Source organism: Stenotrophomonas sp. 85239_Sma (assembly GCF_056481725.1).
Genome location: NZ_CM151163.1, coordinates 1,931,502 through 1,945,021 on the forward strand (window position 1 = coordinate 1,931,502; position 13,520 = coordinate 1,945,021).

Consider the following 13,520-nt stretch of genomic DNA (forward strand, 5'->3'; position numbering starts at 1 on the left):
AGGTGATATGGTTGGCGTGGCGACATTGGTGATGGATGCGGTGGTAGTCGGCGTGGGAGCAACCGCAGTGATGGACCTGTGGGCGCTGGTGCAGCGAAGGCTGCTCGGCATTCCCTCGCTGGATTTCGCGATGGTCGGGCGTTGGCTGGGCCACCTGCCGCGCGGGCGCTTCCGCCACGACGGTATCGGCCGCTCGGCAGCGGTCAGTGGCGAGCGCGCGCTGGGTTGGACCGCGCATTACGTGATCGGTGTGGTCTTCGCCGCGTTGCTGCTGGCCGCGGTGGGGAACGGCTGGGTGCAGGCGCCGACACTGTGGCCGGCGCTGGCCTTCGGCATCCTCAGCATCGCCGCACCGTTCCTCATCCTGCAGCCGGGCATGGGCGCGGGCATTGCCGCTTCGAAGACCCCGGCGCCGGGCAAGGCGCGCCTGCGCAGCCTGGTGGCGCACAGTGTGTTCGGTGCAGGAATGTACCTTTCCGCGCTGCTGTTGGCCGCTGTCCGTGCAGGATGAGCAAGAATCCGCAGGGTCACCGGCAACAGGAACACCTCGGCATGGAATCACCCAAATCCACCACTGATGACATGCCGCTGCCGTGGGCGTGGCAGGACGCGTTGGCCGATGCGCGCATCGAGCGGCAATCGATCGGTGCGTCGCGTGCGGATGTTGCCCGCGTGCGTCGGCCGGGCCAGGCCGATGCCTTCCTGAAGTCGGAAGTGATCGACGCCTTCAGTGAGCTGGGCGATGAGATCGCGCGCCTGCGTTGGCTGCAGGCACAGGGACAACCGGCACCGACGGTGATTGCCACTGCCGAAGAGGCGGGCCGGCGCTGGTTGTTGATGAGCGCGCTGCCCGGTCGCGATCTGGCCTCGTCGCCGGAACTCGCGCCGCAGCAGCTGGTGGACCTGCTGGCCGACGCGCTACGCGGGCTGCATGCGTTGCCGGTGGCAGCCTGTCCGTTCGACCAGCGACTGGCGTCGCGCGTGCAGGCCGCGCAGGCCCGCGTTGAAGCGGACCTGGTGGATGCCGATGATTTCGATGATGAGCGCCTGGGGCAGAGTCCGGAGCTGGTCTTCGCCGAACTGTGCAGCACCCGGCCCGACCATGAAGACCTGGTGGTCAGCCATGGCGATGCGTGCCTGCCGAATCTGATGGTGGCCGAGGGACGCTTCAGTGGTTTCATCGACTGTGGCCGGCTGGGTGTGGCCGACCGCTACCAGGACCTGGCGTTGGCCGCGCGCAGTCTGGTCCACAACTTCGGCGACACGCGTTGGGTCGCGCCGCTGTTCCAACGCTACGGCGCGGTGGCCGACGAGCGCCGGCTGGCGTTCTACCGGTTGCTCGACGAGTTCTTCTGAGCCCGCGCATGGCTGGCGATGGCCGCGCAGATCAGGCCACCGACCACGCTCAGGTGTTCCAACGCGAAGAACAGGGCCAGCTGCTGTTCGGCGCCGTGCTTGTTCCAGAAGGTATGCACGATGACGATGGTCAGCAGCATGAACACTGCCAGCGCGCCGCTGCCCAGCCAGAGCAGGCGATCGAGCAGCAGGCACAGTGCGCCGCCCAGCAGCACCGCGGCGCTGGCGATGTTGAACAGCACGGGCGGTTGCAATCCGGCCGCGTGCATTTCGGCCACGCTTGTGTCCCACGCCAGCAGCTTGGCCAGGCCCGAGGACAGGAACACCACGGCCAGCAGCAGTCGGGCGAGGAACCACAGTACGCGGCTGTCGAGCAGGGTGGTGATCATCTGTGGCATGCAGGAACTCCGGGTTGAGCGTGGGACAGGCCGCGCAGCATCGGGCCTCAACCGCAGTTGAGGTCAAGGCTGGCTGAACGGAGCCCGGCGTTGGCCGGATCGCCAGCTTCTAAGTGGACGAACGTTCGTTCACCATTTGCGCCATGAGCCGAGCCGACCGCAACGAGCAACGCATCGCGCAGATTCTGCAGGCCGCCCTGCAGTGCTTCCTCGCGAAGGGATTCCACCAGACCAGCATGCGTGACATCGCGCAGGCAGCCGGCGTCAGCCTGGGCAATCTCTACAACCACTTCCAAGGCAAGGAGGCGATCATCCTTGCGGTGGCGGTGGCCGAGAGCGAAGAACTGGCCCCGTTGCTGCAGCGACTGGCCGCGTCCGATGGCGATCGCGCACAGGTACTGGTTTTCCTGCAGGATTTCCATGCGCTGTGCAGGCAGCCGGACTGGGCAACGCTTGCGGTGGAGGTGCTGGCCGAGAGTGCACGCAACCCGGCCGTGGCCGAGGCCTTCGCGGCCAATCGCAGGCAATTGCAGGCGACGCTGGCCGAAGCCCTGCTGCACGTGGCACAGCGCGAACGTCGGCGTCCCGTGCTGTCGCCGGCACTGCAGGCGCAGGTGCTGCTGGATGCCATCGAAAGCGACGCACTGCGTCGGGGGCTGGGCGAAGCCGGTGCCACCAATGAGGCATCGCTGGATCTTGGCTTGCTCGCGCTGCTGCTCGGCGCACGCGCATGAGCGCCGTGGACCGGCGGTTGCACGGCCTGGATCTGGCCCGCTACCTGGCACTGGCCGGCATGGTGCTGGTGAATTTCCGTCTGGCGATGGCCGTGCCGGCAGAGGGTGAGGGTTGGCTGGCAGGGTTCTTCCATCTGCTGGAAGGCAAGGCCTCCGCGACGTTCGTTACGCTGGCCGGCTTGGGCCTGGTGCTGGCCACGCAGCGGCAAGGGTGGTGGCCGGCCAGCGTGCAGACCTGGAGGCGCGCGCTGTTCCTGATGGTGCTGGGCCTGCTCAACCTGACCCTGTTCCCGGCCGATATCCTGCACTACTACGCGGTGTATTTCGCGCTGGCCGTGGTGTGGCTGCGTGCCTCGCCGCAGGTGTTGCTGGCCAGCATCATGGGCCTGGCGGCCTGTTCGTTCTGGGCGTTGCTGCATTGGGACTACAGCCAGGGATGGAACTGGCAGACGCTGGAATACGCCGGTCTGTGGCAATGGCCGGGCGCGGCCCGCAACATGCTGTTCAATGGCTTCCACCCGTTGATGCCGTGGCTGTGCTTCTTCCTGCTGGGCATGCTGCTGGCGCGCCTTCAGTTGTCGCAGCCTCGGGTGCAGCACGCATTGCTGGTGCTGGGGCTGTTGCTGATCGCGGCTGGACATGGCGTGCAGCAGCTCGCACAGGGGACGCCCTGGCAGGTATGGCTGGGAACGCAGCCGATGCCGCCGGGGCCGGCCTACGTACTCACCGGTGCGGGTGCAGCTTGCAGTGTCATCGCCGCCTGCCTGTGGCTGACGCGTGTACGCCCGGGTGACTGGCTCGAGCCGTTCACCGCGGCCGGACGCATGACCCTGACCCTGTACGTCGGCCACATCCTGCTGGGCATGGGCACGCTGGAAAGCCTGGGCCTGCTTGATGGCCGTGCCTCGCTGGCGTCGGTGCTGCTGTGGGCCCTGCTGTTCCTGATGCTGGCAACGGGCGCGGCGTGGCTGTGGTCATGGCAGTTCGCGCGCGGTCCGCTGGAGGCGGTAATGCGCCGTATTGCAGGCTAGTTCTTTGGTCGTGCCGAGGTGATGTTGTGACGGACATGTCTGTGTCATGGCAAGCGCATCTGAGATAGTAGCGGCAGGTAATACTTTCCGCTTGCATCCATGTCATTCGCTTCGGCGCAGCATCTCGGCGAAGTCCTTCAGCAGTCCTATGGCATCACCGCCACTGCCGTGGTGCCACGCCCGGTTGGCGCCGATGCCAACGCCAGCGTGTACCGCGTCGACGCACGGCGCGGGCAATGGTGGTTGAAATGCCGCAGGTACCAGGTTGCCCCTGCCGTCTGGGATACCCTGCATTGGCTGCGCGGCACGCTGGGCATCGAGGAAATCGTCGCGCCCTGGCCGGCCCTGACCGGTGGAGCGTCGGTGCAGCGCTGGGGCCTGCAGTTCACCCTGTTCCCGTATGTGGAAGGCCAGTCCGGGTTCGAGGCGGCGTTGAGTCGCACGCAGTGGCAACGGTTGGGCGAGGTGCTGCGGCGCCTGCACGAGGCATACCCGCCACCGCAGCTGAAGGAGGCGTTGCCGAGCCTGCGGATGGAGACCGCGGCGCTTGATACCGTCGGGCAATGGTTGGCTGGTGAGGGCCTGGCCGCCGCCAAGGATGGGCTGGGCCGTGCCTTTGTTTCCGTATGGGACCAGCAGCATGCGCGCATCGCGGCGCTGCATGCGCAGGCACTGCAGTTGCACGCGGCGTTGCAGGATGTCCCGGTGGCGCTGCACCTGTGCCATACCGACCTGCATGCCGGCAATCTGCTGATGGGCAACGACGGCGGCCTGCACCTGATCGACTGGGATGGCCTGTCGCTGGCGCCGCGCGAGCGCGACCTGATGTTCATCGGTGCCGCTGTGGGCGGGCGCTGGGGCCGCGAGAACCCGGGGGGATTCGAGGAAGGCTATTGCAGCGACCACGGCGACCCGCGCTGGATCGCCTGGTACCGGCACTGGCGCATCCTGCAGGACCTGATCGAGTTCCAGCAGGTCCTGCTGGGCAGCGATGGAGAGGATCGTTCGCCGCAGCTGCGCCGGCAGACGCTGCACTACCTGGGCGAGCAGTTCGCACCGGGCAATGTGTTCGACGCGGCAGAGCGGGCATATCGCGCGCTGTAAGGCGCACAGGAATCATCCACGCGTGGCGGGGATCTACTCGGCGGGCTTGGCCGCTGCCGACGCCGCTGCGCTTGCGGCGCGGCGCGACAGCACGGCTTCGCGGTGGGCGATATAGGCGTTGGCGGCGAGGATGATGCCGGCACCGATGATCGTCCAGCGGTCCACGCTTTCGTTGAACAGCAACCAGCCGAACAGCGTCACCAGCGGCAGCTGCAGGAAGCTGATCGGAGTCAGGGCGGAGACTTCGCCCAGCCGTAGCGCGCGGGTCCACAGCAGCTGGCCGACGGTGCCGAGCACGCCAGTGGCGAGCAGCCACAGCCAAGCAGTGCCGGTCGGCCAGACCCAGACGAACAGCGCCGGTACCAGCGACAGCGGTACCCAGAACACGTAGGTGTAGAGCACCACGGTGTCAGCACTGTCGACGCGGGTGAGCTGCTTGATCTGGATCGCGACCAGCGAACTCAGCACGGCGGCGGCCACCGCGACCAGGCTGCCAGCGGTGAAACCGGCGGTGCCGGGACGCACGATCACCAGCACGCCGATGAAGCCGACCACGACCGCCGCCCAGCGGCGCACACGCACGGTTTCGCCCAGCCACAGCACGGCGGCAATGGTGACGAACAGCGGCGTGGAGTAGGAGAGCGAGACCGCCTGCGCCAACGGCAGGTGGCCGAGCGCCCAGAACGCACACAGCATCGAACCCAGGCCGATCGCACTGCGCACGAAATAGCGCGGCAGTTGCTGCGTCTTCAGTGGTGCATGGCCCGGGCGCAACAGCATCGGCAGCAGCGCCAGCAGGCCGAAGGCGTTGCGGAAGAAGGCCACTTCCTGGGTTGGCACGTAACGGGTGGCATAGCGGATGGCCACCGCCATCAGGCCAAATGCCATGGTGCTGCCGAGCATCAGCAGCGCCGCCCGCATCGGGGTGGCGCCGGGGAAAAGGACGGGGCTGTTCACCACTGTGCGCCGAGCAGGCGGGGCTCCGGTTCGATCGGCACGCCGAACTTCTCCAGCACCGAGGCCGAGATGCGGCGTGCCAGCGCCAGCAGTTCAGCACCCGTGGCGTTGCCGTGGTTGACCAGTACCAGTGCATGGCTGGGGGCCACGCCGGCATCGCCTTCGCGGAAGCCCTTCCAGCCGCAGGACTCGATCATCCACGCCGCAGAGACCTTGCGCTTGTCGTCGTGCTCGGCCGGGAACACGGGCAGGTCGGGGAAGTGCTGCAGCAGCACGTCGACCTGTTCCAGCGGCAGCACCGGGTTCTTGAAGAAGCTGCCGGCGTTGCCGAGCACATCCGGATCGGGCAGCTTGCGGCGGCGGATCGCGATCACCGCATTGGCCACGTCGACCGCACCCGGCAGCTCCACGCCCTGTGCCTGCAGTTCCTCGCGGATGCCGGCGTAGTCCATGCGCAGGTCATGCAGCAGCGGCAGCTTCAGTTCGATGGCGGTGATCAGGTAGCGGTCAGGCTGCTGCTTGAACACGCTGTCGCGGTAGGCGAAGCCACATTGTTCGTTGTCCAGCCGTACCCAGGCCTGCTCCTGGCAGTCCCAGGCTTCGACCGCCTGGATGAACTCGCCGACCTGCGCGCCATAGGCGCCGATGTTCTGGATCGGTGCGGCACCGGCCGTACCGGGAATGAGGGCCAGGTTCTCGAGACCCGACAGGCCCTCCTGCAGCGACCACATCACCAGCCCGTGCCACGGCACGCCCGCACCGGCGCGGATCACCGCATGGTCGGCACGATGTTCGAGGAAGCTGATGTCACGGTTGCCGAACACCAGCACGGTGCCCGGCAGGTCCTCGGCGATCAGTACATTGCTGCCGGCACCCAGCACCAGCAATGGGCCGTTGGCCACCTCGGGCAGCGCCAGTACTTCCGGCAGCAGCGCGGCATCGTGCAGCTCCAGCAGCTGCGCGGCGCTCGCCTGCACATGGAAGGTATTCAGTGCCTGCAGTGGGGCATTGCGGGTGAGCGTCCAGCGCACCGGGACGTCGCCATCGTTGGTATCCATGGGCGCGCTCACAGCGGCGCCACCGCGCCGCGGCTCGGCGCTTCGCGGCGGCGACGGATCGCCTCCACGCATTCGGAGACGAGGGCAGGGCCACGGAAGATCAGGCCGCTGTAGCACTGCACCAGTGCCGCGCCTGCGGCCATCTTGGCCACGGCATCGGCGCCGGACAGGATGCCGCCGACGCCGACCAGCGGCACGGATTCGGGCAGGCGCGAGCGCAGGCGGCGCAGCACCAGTGTGGACTGCTCCAGCACCGGCGCACCGGACAGGCCACCGGCCTCGTTGGCCAGCGGGTCGCCGGCCACCTTGCCGTGGTCGATGGTGGTGTTGGTAGCGATCACGCCGTCCACCTGCAGTTCGCCCAGCACGCGCGCGGCGGCATCGATGTCGCGGTCACTGAGGTCCGGCGCCACCTTCACCAGCATCGGCACGCGGCGACCATGCTGCGCAGCCAGGGCTTCCTGGCGGTCGCGCAGCTGGCTGACCAGCTGGCGCAGTGCGGTCTCTTCCTGCAGTTCACGCAGGCCGGCGGTGTTGGGCGAGGATATGTTGACCGTGATGTAGTCGGCCAGCGGGTACACCTTGTCCAGGCAAGCGATGTAGTCGTCCACGGCCTGTTCGTTGGGGGTGTCCTTGTTCTTGCCGATGTTGATGCCGAGCAGGCCGCGGCGGTTGCGTGCGCGCTCGACGTTGCGCACCAGTGCGTCCACGCCCGCATTGTTGAAGCCCATGCGGTTGATGATCGCGTTGTGCGCCGGCAGCCGGAACAGGCGCGGCTGCGGATTGCCGGCCTGCGGGCGCGGCGTGATGGTGCCGATCTCGACGAAGCCGAACCCCAGCGCGAACAATGCATCGATGTGCTCGCCGTTCTTGTCCAGGCCGGCGGCCAGGCCGACCGGATTGGGGAAGGTCAGCCCGAACACCGTGCTGGGCATCGGCGCGATGCGTGCGGCCAGCAGCGGCGTGGTGCCGGTGCGATAGGCCAGGTCCAGTGCGGACAGGCCGAGGCCGTGGGCGCGCTCGGCGTCGAGCGAGAACAGGAAGGGGCGGGCAAGCGAATACATGCGTCGGTTCAGTCCAGCGTGCCGAGGAAGGCTCGGGTTCGATATTCAAAAGCGACCTGGCCGTCGACCGCGTGGGCGGCGAACAGGTCCTGCAGAGCGTCGATCATCGGCGCGTGGCGCGGATGACCGGATTGGGGCGCGTAGGAGGAGGACAGCAGGCGCCCGCGCAGGGCATCGAAGTCCAGGTGCTGTACGTTCGGCAGCTCCACCATGCCGCGCAGGCCTGCGCCGAACCAGGCCTGCATGGTGGCATCGTCCTGGTAGCGCTCGGCCACGGCGGTGTAGTCGGTGCCGTAATCCAGAAGCAGCTGTTCGTAGCCGACCAGGAACGGACTGGCGTCGAGCAGGCGCGAATTCCAGTAGATCAGTGCCAGGCCACCCGGGCGCAGGATGCGCTGCCACTCGGCGCGCACCGCCACGGTGTCGAACCAGTGAAACGCCTGCGCGACACTGACCAGATCGATGCTGGTGTCGGCCAGTCCGGTGGCCTCGGCGCGGCCGTCCACCGCACGGAACTGCGGATACCGCGGTGCCAGCCATGCTTCGGCCGCGGCCCGCATGGCCGCATTGGGCTCAACCGCGACAACGGGATGGCCGCTGGCCAGGAACAGGCGGCTGGAAATACCGGTACCGGCGCCGATGTCGGCGACACGCGCCTGCTGGCTGACACCCATCGGGCCGTGCAGCCAGTCCAGCAGCGCGGGTGGGTAGTCGGGCCGGTAGCGGACGTAGTCGGCGACACGGCTGCTGAAGCGTTCGGTGCTGTCGGAAGTGGTCATGGCGTCAGTTCGACACCGCCGCCAGCCAGGCCAGGCCGCCGAAGAACAGGATGAAGACCAGGATGGCGGCGATCACGGCGCCGACCATCACCCAGCCCAGGACCAGGCCGGTGACGGCCAGGCCATCGCCTTCCAGTTCGTGTGGGCGGCGGCGGATTTCGGCGCGGGCCATGTGGCCGGTGATGATGGCCACGATGCTGGCCACGAAGGGCAGGACGGTCCAGCTGGCGATGCCCGTGACCAGGCTGACCACGGCCAGGGCGCTTGTCTGTCGGGGTGCCACGCTCATCGGGGTCCTCCTTGGCAGTGTGCACATGATAGTGCGTCTGCCCCGGCAATCCCATGCCCGGCGGATACGATGGCAGGCGTCGACCCTGGTCGACGAAAGGCATGCCAACCAGGGTTGGCAGCTACCGGAGTGCCGGTGTCAGCCCATCAACACCTGGCCGCCATCCACGTTGAGCACGCTGCCGGTGACCCAGCGCGCCAGCGGCGAGCACAGGAACAGGGCGGCGTCGGCGATCTCGCGCGGGTGGCCAAAGCGGCCGAACGGAATCTTCGCCAGGGTGCCGTGGTACAGCGCCGGGTTTTCGTTGCGGCGGCGGTCCCAGAGGCCGTCATCGAACTCGATCGAGCCCGGCGCGATGGCATTTACCCGGATCCGGTCCTTGGCCAGCGCCAGCGCCTGCGAGGTGGTGTAGTGCGAAAGCGCGGCCTTGGCGGCGGCATAGGGTGCGCCACCGGGACGCGGCTGCTGCGCGGCAATCGAAGACAGGTTGAGGATGCAGGCATCGCCGGAGGCGCGCAGCCACGGCAGTGCCAGGCGTGAGGCGCGCACGGCGGCCATCAGGTCGATCTGCAGGCTGGCGGCCCAGCCGTCCTCATCGTCGGCCATGCCGTAGCCGGTGGCGTTGTTGACCAGCACGTCAATGCCACCGAGCGCGTCGGCAGCGGCCTGCAGCCAGGCCTGGATCTGGCCGGGGTCGGCCAGATCGGTAGAAAACGCGTGCAGTTCGAAGCCCTGCGCCCGTGCATCGGCGCGCAGGGCATCCAGACCGGCCTGGCCGCGCGCGCAGACCGCGACCTGCGCGCCGGCGCCGGCAAACGCCAGCGCCATTTCACGGCCAATGCCCTTGCTGCCGCCGGCGATCAGCACGCGGCGGCCGCTGAAATCGAGGGTCGGAGCCCCAGAGGGGCTCGGACCGACGGGCATGGCCGGCTCCGTCGCCATCACAGGTCGAACTTGATGCCCTGGGCCAGCGGCAGCGAATCCGAATAGTTGATGGTGTTGGTCTGGCGGCGCATGTAGACCTTCCATGCATCCGAACCGGACTCGCGGCCACCGCCGGTGTCCTTCTCGCCACCGAAGGCGCCGCCAATCTCCGCACCGGACGTGCCGATGTTGATGTTGGCGATGCCGCAGTCGCTGCCGGCGGCCGACAGGAACTTCTCGGCGGTCTTCAGGTTCTGGGTGAAGATCGAGGACGACAGGCCCTGCGGCACGCCGTTCTGCATGTCGATGGCTTCGTCGATGCTGTCGTACGGCATCACGTACAGGATCGGCGCGAAGGTTTCGTGCTGGACCACGGCGTCGCTGTTCTTCAGGCCGGAGACGATCGCCGGCAGCACGAAGTTGCCGGCGCGGTCGATGCGGGTGCCACCGGTTTCGATGGTGCCGCCGGCGGCCTTGGCCTGGGCGATCGCATCCAGGAACTGCTGCACGGCGCCGTCGCTGTTGAGCGGGCCCATCAGGTTGGCGGCGTCGGTCGGGTCGCCGATCTTGCCTTCCACCTGCTTGTAGGCCTTGACCAGGGTGGCCAGCACGTCGGCGTAGATCGAGCGGTGCACGATCAGGCGGCGGGTGGTGGTGCAGCGCTGGCCGGCGGTGCCGACGGCGCCGAACACGATGCCCGGCACGGCCAGCTTCAGGTCGGCGGTTTCGTCCAGGATGATGGCGTTGTTGCCGCCGAGTTCCAGCAGGCAGCGGCCGAGACGGCGTGCGACCTTCTCGTTGACGGTGCGGCCGACCTGGGTCGACCCGGTGAAGCTGATCAGCGGCACGCGACGGTCATCGACCATCTTTTCCGACAGCGCGGTGCCGGCATCGTTGATCAGGAAGAAGATGTCCGGGAAGCCGGCTTCGCGCAGGGCGTCGTTGCAGATCTTCAGCGAGGCGATGGCGGTCAGCGGCGTCTTGTTGGACGGCTTCCAGATGCACACGTCACCACAGATGGCGGCCAGGAAGGAATTCCAGCTCCACACCGCGACCGGGAAGTTGAAGGCCGAGATGATACCGACCAGGCCCAGTGGGTGGTACTGCTCGTACATGCGGTGGCCGGGGCGCTCGGAATGCATCGTGTAGCCGTACAGCATGCGGCTCTGGCCCACGGCGAAATCGGCGATGTCGATCATCTCCTGCACTTCGCCATCACCTTCCGGCTTGCTCTTGCCCATTTCCAGGGCAACCAGCGAGCCCAGGGCGTCCTTGTGCCTGCGCAGCGCTTCGCCGCACAGGCGCACGGCTTCACCGCGGCGCGGGGCCGGCGTGGTGCGCCAGACCTTGAAGGCTTCCTGGGCGCGGGCGACGACGGTCTCGTACTCGGCCTCGGTGGTCGCGCGGACCTGCGCGATCGGCTCGCCGGTGGTCGGGTTGACCGGGGTGATCAGCTCACCGCTGGTCGCGCTCGACCACTCCCCGTTGCCCAGGTACGTGCCAGCGTTGATCGCGTCCAGGCCAAGGGACTTGAGCAGCTCGGAAGACATGCAGACTCCTGTGTTTCGTTACGTTGTTTGGCGCCATCGCGGGCAGGTGGGGGACGCGATGAACTGAATCGCCGATGGTAGCAGAGCGCCCTGTCCGGCCATGGTGCAACGCGCCAGCCGGGCGGGGCCGAACATGAATGCTTGGAGGGCAGGGCACGTTGCCTGTAAACTTCCCGGCTGCATGGCCCCGTAGCTCAGCTGGATAGAGCGTCCCCCTCCTAAGGGGAAGGTCGCCCGTTCGAATCGGGCCGGGGTCACCATAAATCAATGGCTTGCGGCACTTGGCAGGTTTGGGCGATGTGTTAGGACGCCATGGTGAAGCGCTGCTTTGGCACGCTTGGCACAGCTTCGACACGACCGACGTTGCGCAGATTGCGTTCCTCACTACCGGTGGGCTTCGGGTGAGAACCCGGCAAACAACCGGGTGGTGTTCGATTCTCGGTACAAATATCTCCGAATCATCGCGATGGCCAACAGCACGCAGGCCATTACCTACCCCATGCCACTGGCTGATGGATTCTGCGTGGCGCTCTCGAACGTGAGCGTCTTCACAGCGATCATTTGTACGGCTGCCGGCGGTGGCCCTCAATGGTGGACGCGATGGGTCTACACGAAAGCAGTCGGATTTCGCACCGGGTCAGGCGCTGTCTATACCCAAGGCTTCGACATCTATCGAAATGCATACGAGACCCCCACGCCATCTCCCATGCCACCGCCGGCGTTCTATGGTTCCTACCAAGCGATTGGGTTGGTCGCGGACGTCAGGAACGACTGACCGTCCGGGCGCCGGAAGCATCCTGGAACTTCACTGGCCACAGGGTGATCAAGTAGCCCGGGTGATCGCGGTTGGCCAGTGAGAAATGGTTTTCCCTGGCGTCGGCAGCGGTCCCATTCACCAGCAGGTAGGGCAGATCCGATTGCGGCAGACCGCAATCGCTCAGGAATCCATCAATCCTCAGCTGGACGGTGTTCCGACCAGCGACCTGTTCTACCTATCCGCAAACCGTGGCACGGGCTGTCTTCGATGCCTGCAGGACGCGTGGGACGATTCTGACAACGAACGCATCCAGCGTCTCGCTATCAGTGGCGGTTTCCTGGTGCAGTTCAACTACCCGGCCGTGGATCACACCTAGTGCAGTCGTGCAGCTGGTGGCAAGCATTGTCGCGATGAAAGCGGTGGTGATCAGTACGCGCATGACTCTCTCTTTGTGCTGTGCTGCAAACAAGGCAGAGGGTGGCGCGTCGGACAGTCTCGGTCCTTACGGAGAACCATTCGCGTCTGCATGACGCGGATGTCGGACAACTGCTGCAGCAGATCCTCGTGGCTGTTCGGCGCTAGGTTCAACACGAGGCTGACCGGTTGGACTCCATGGCAGGCGGCCGCCGACAGCAACTTCGCCATGATCTTCATCGTGGACGTTGCTGAGTTTCCGTTTGGGTTCGGTTAGAGGGGGTTTTTCAATTGATCACAGGTAACGCGAATTTGCGTTCTTTGCACGCCAATTTCGAACTATGTCTCGGATGTGCAAATTTTCATGTCCTACAATCGACGTGTGGGCATGACGCCTGCTGGAAATCTGTACGTCCATTCTCTAAGGAGTAGATGTGAAGAATATGATCGCTGTAGTAGCCGCCTTGGTAGGATCTCTGGCGCTGACCGCGTCCGCACAGGAAGTGGATTACTTGGGGGCCTCGCCCAAGCTCTTGGCGGAAGCCAATGCGCAGGCGGCAGATTTGCCGGCAGGCGTTCAGCTGGTTGAACTTGAGCGCTGGCGCCATCGGGAGGACACATTCTCTGCGCGGCCGCTGAACACTCCGGGTGGAATGAAGCACCGGGGTAGGAAGGAACCTTGGGCTTCATTTCCTACTATCCGTTCGAAGGCAGCGTGACGATGTATGCCTGCCTCAATAATAACTGGCTGGATAGCTTCTCTTCGATGGACCCGAATTGCGAGGGTCATATGAAGGCCACGAACGGCATGCCAATTACGGGCTACATCGCGTCGACGCAGCTCCCGGGCACCGTGCCGTTGTACCGCTGCATGCGCGGAGGTCTGAAGCCGAACAACTGGGCAGATCACTTCGATACGTTGGACGCCAACTGCGAAGGTGTTAAGTATCCAGTGAACGAAGGAATCATGGGCTACATCTGGCTCTGATTTATCGCTGATCTACACCGCCGTCAGAAGGGAGGCAGTCGCTACGCGACTGCCTCCAAGAGATCTTCGTGGCTATTACGAGGCGTGTTAACTGCCCGGCTAATGCGGTAGGCATCT

Annotated in this window: 15 protein-coding genes and 1 tRNA gene; 7 read left to right on the forward strand and 9 right to left on the reverse strand. The window is 66.1% G+C overall.

Annotated features, from left to right (window positions below; genetic code table 11):
• Positions 1 to 7 precede the first annotated feature (7 nt).
• Positions 8 to 511 carry a DUF2938 domain-containing protein gene (locus tag ACYKG1_RS09150; RefSeq protein WP_478472726.1) on the forward strand — a complete coding sequence of 168 codons (504 nt, stop codon included), beginning with the start codon at positions 8 to 10 and terminating at the stop codon, positions 509 to 511.
• Between the two features lie 71 nt (positions 512 to 582).
• Positions 583 to 1,356, forward strand: coding sequence for an APH(3')-II family aminoglycoside O-phosphotransferase (locus tag ACYKG1_RS09155; protein WP_478472727.1), 774 nt, complete (start codon positions 583 to 585; stop codon positions 1,354 to 1,356).
• Here the strand turns inward: ACYKG1_RS09155 and ACYKG1_RS09160 are convergent.
• Complete coding sequence (locus ACYKG1_RS09160) at positions 1,329 to 1,754, reverse strand: DoxX family protein (RefSeq protein ID WP_262083830.1); 426 nt, start codon at positions 1,752 to 1,754, stop codon at positions 1,329 to 1,331. The genes ACYKG1_RS09155 and ACYKG1_RS09160 overlap by 28 nt on opposite strands.
• Before the next feature lie 143 nt (positions 1,755 to 1,897).
• Here ACYKG1_RS09160 and ACYKG1_RS09165 point away from each other — a divergent pair, with 143 nt between their 5' ends.
• The 3 genes from ACYKG1_RS09165 to ACYKG1_RS09175 all read left to right on the forward strand — a co-directional run bounded on the left by ACYKG1_RS09165 (position 1,898) and on the right by ACYKG1_RS09175 (position 4,623).
• Positions 1,898 to 2,488 (forward strand): TetR/AcrR family transcriptional regulator, encoded by a 591-nt coding sequence (locus tag ACYKG1_RS09165; RefSeq protein WP_478472460.1) that lies wholly within the window; start codon positions 1,898 to 1,900, stop codon positions 2,486 to 2,488.
• A complete protein-coding gene (locus ACYKG1_RS09170; RefSeq protein ID WP_478472461.1) occupies positions 2,485 to 3,519 on the forward strand; it encodes a DUF418 domain-containing protein in 1,035 nt (344 codons plus the stop codon). The genes ACYKG1_RS09165 and ACYKG1_RS09170 overlap by 4 nt, the downstream gene beginning before the upstream one ends.
• 99 nt (positions 3,520 to 3,618) lie before the next feature.
• Positions 3,619 to 4,623, forward strand: a complete 1,005-nt coding sequence (locus ACYKG1_RS09175) for a phosphotransferase (RefSeq protein WP_478472463.1) — start codon at positions 3,619 to 3,621, stop codon at positions 4,621 to 4,623.
• Between the two features lie 33 nt (positions 4,624 to 4,656).
• On the opposite strand, the gene ACYKG1_RS09180 is transcribed toward ACYKG1_RS09175, so the two are convergent.
• From ACYKG1_RS09180 to amaB, 7 genes are all read right to left on the reverse strand, one after another.
• On the reverse strand, positions 4,657 to 5,544 hold the full coding sequence (locus ACYKG1_RS09180; RefSeq protein ID WP_100472088.1) for a DMT family transporter: 888 nt from the start codon (positions 5,542 to 5,544) through the stop codon (positions 4,657 to 4,659).
• 32 nt (positions 5,545 to 5,576) lie between these two features.
• Positions 5,577 to 6,638, reverse strand: coding sequence for a UDP-N-acetylmuramate dehydrogenase (murB, locus tag ACYKG1_RS09185; RefSeq protein WP_478472464.1), 1,062 nt, complete (start codon positions 6,636 to 6,638; stop codon positions 5,577 to 5,579).
• Positions 6,639 to 6,646: 8 nt separating this feature from the next.
• Complete coding sequence (locus tag ACYKG1_RS09190; RefSeq protein WP_262226907.1) at positions 6,647 to 7,702, reverse strand: quinone-dependent dihydroorotate dehydrogenase; 1,056 nt, start codon at positions 7,700 to 7,702, stop codon at positions 6,647 to 6,649.
• An 8-nt stretch (positions 7,703 to 7,710) separates the two neighbouring features.
• Positions 7,711 to 8,481 carry a class I SAM-dependent methyltransferase gene (locus ACYKG1_RS09195; RefSeq protein ID WP_478472465.1) on the reverse strand — a complete coding sequence of 257 codons (771 nt, stop codon included), beginning with the start codon at positions 8,479 to 8,481 and terminating at the stop codon, positions 7,711 to 7,713.
• Between the two features lie 4 nt (positions 8,482 to 8,485).
• Positions 8,486 to 8,770 (reverse strand): DUF4190 domain-containing protein, encoded by a 285-nt coding sequence (locus ACYKG1_RS09200; RefSeq protein WP_478472466.1) that lies wholly within the window; start codon positions 8,768 to 8,770, stop codon positions 8,486 to 8,488.
• 138 nt (positions 8,771 to 8,908) lie between these two features.
• The gene (locus tag ACYKG1_RS09205) at positions 8,909 to 9,712 is read right to left on the reverse strand and encodes an SDR family NAD(P)-dependent oxidoreductase (protein ID WP_478472467.1); all 804 of its coding nucleotides are present in this window, start codon (positions 9,710 to 9,712) and stop codon (positions 8,909 to 8,911) included.
• Complete coding sequence (amaB, locus tag ACYKG1_RS09210) at positions 9,712 to 11,244, reverse strand: L-piperidine-6-carboxylate dehydrogenase (protein ID WP_049445849.1); 1,533 nt, start codon at positions 11,242 to 11,244, stop codon at positions 9,712 to 9,714. Before amaB ends, ACYKG1_RS09205 begins: the two co-directional genes overlap by 1 nt.
• A 183-nt stretch (positions 11,245 to 11,427) precedes the next feature.
• On the opposite strand from amaB, the gene ACYKG1_RS09215 reads away from it, so the two are divergent.
• Positions 11,428 to 11,504, forward strand: a tRNA-Arg gene (locus tag ACYKG1_RS09215).
• Positions 11,505 to 12,236: 732 nt separating this feature from the next.
• Here the strand turns inward: ACYKG1_RS09215 and ACYKG1_RS09220 are convergent.
• Positions 12,237 to 12,440: a hypothetical protein gene (locus ACYKG1_RS09220; protein WP_262083825.1), complete on the reverse strand. Its 204-nt coding sequence runs from the start codon at positions 12,438 to 12,440 to the stop codon at positions 12,237 to 12,239.
• 654 nt (positions 12,441 to 13,094) lie between these two features.
• On the opposite strand from ACYKG1_RS09220, the gene ACYKG1_RS09225 reads away from it, so the two are divergent.
• Entirely contained in the window at positions 13,095 to 13,403 is a 309-nt protein-coding gene (locus tag ACYKG1_RS09225) for a hypothetical protein (protein WP_478472468.1), read from the forward strand.
• Positions 13,404 to 13,520: the final 117 nt, after the last annotated feature.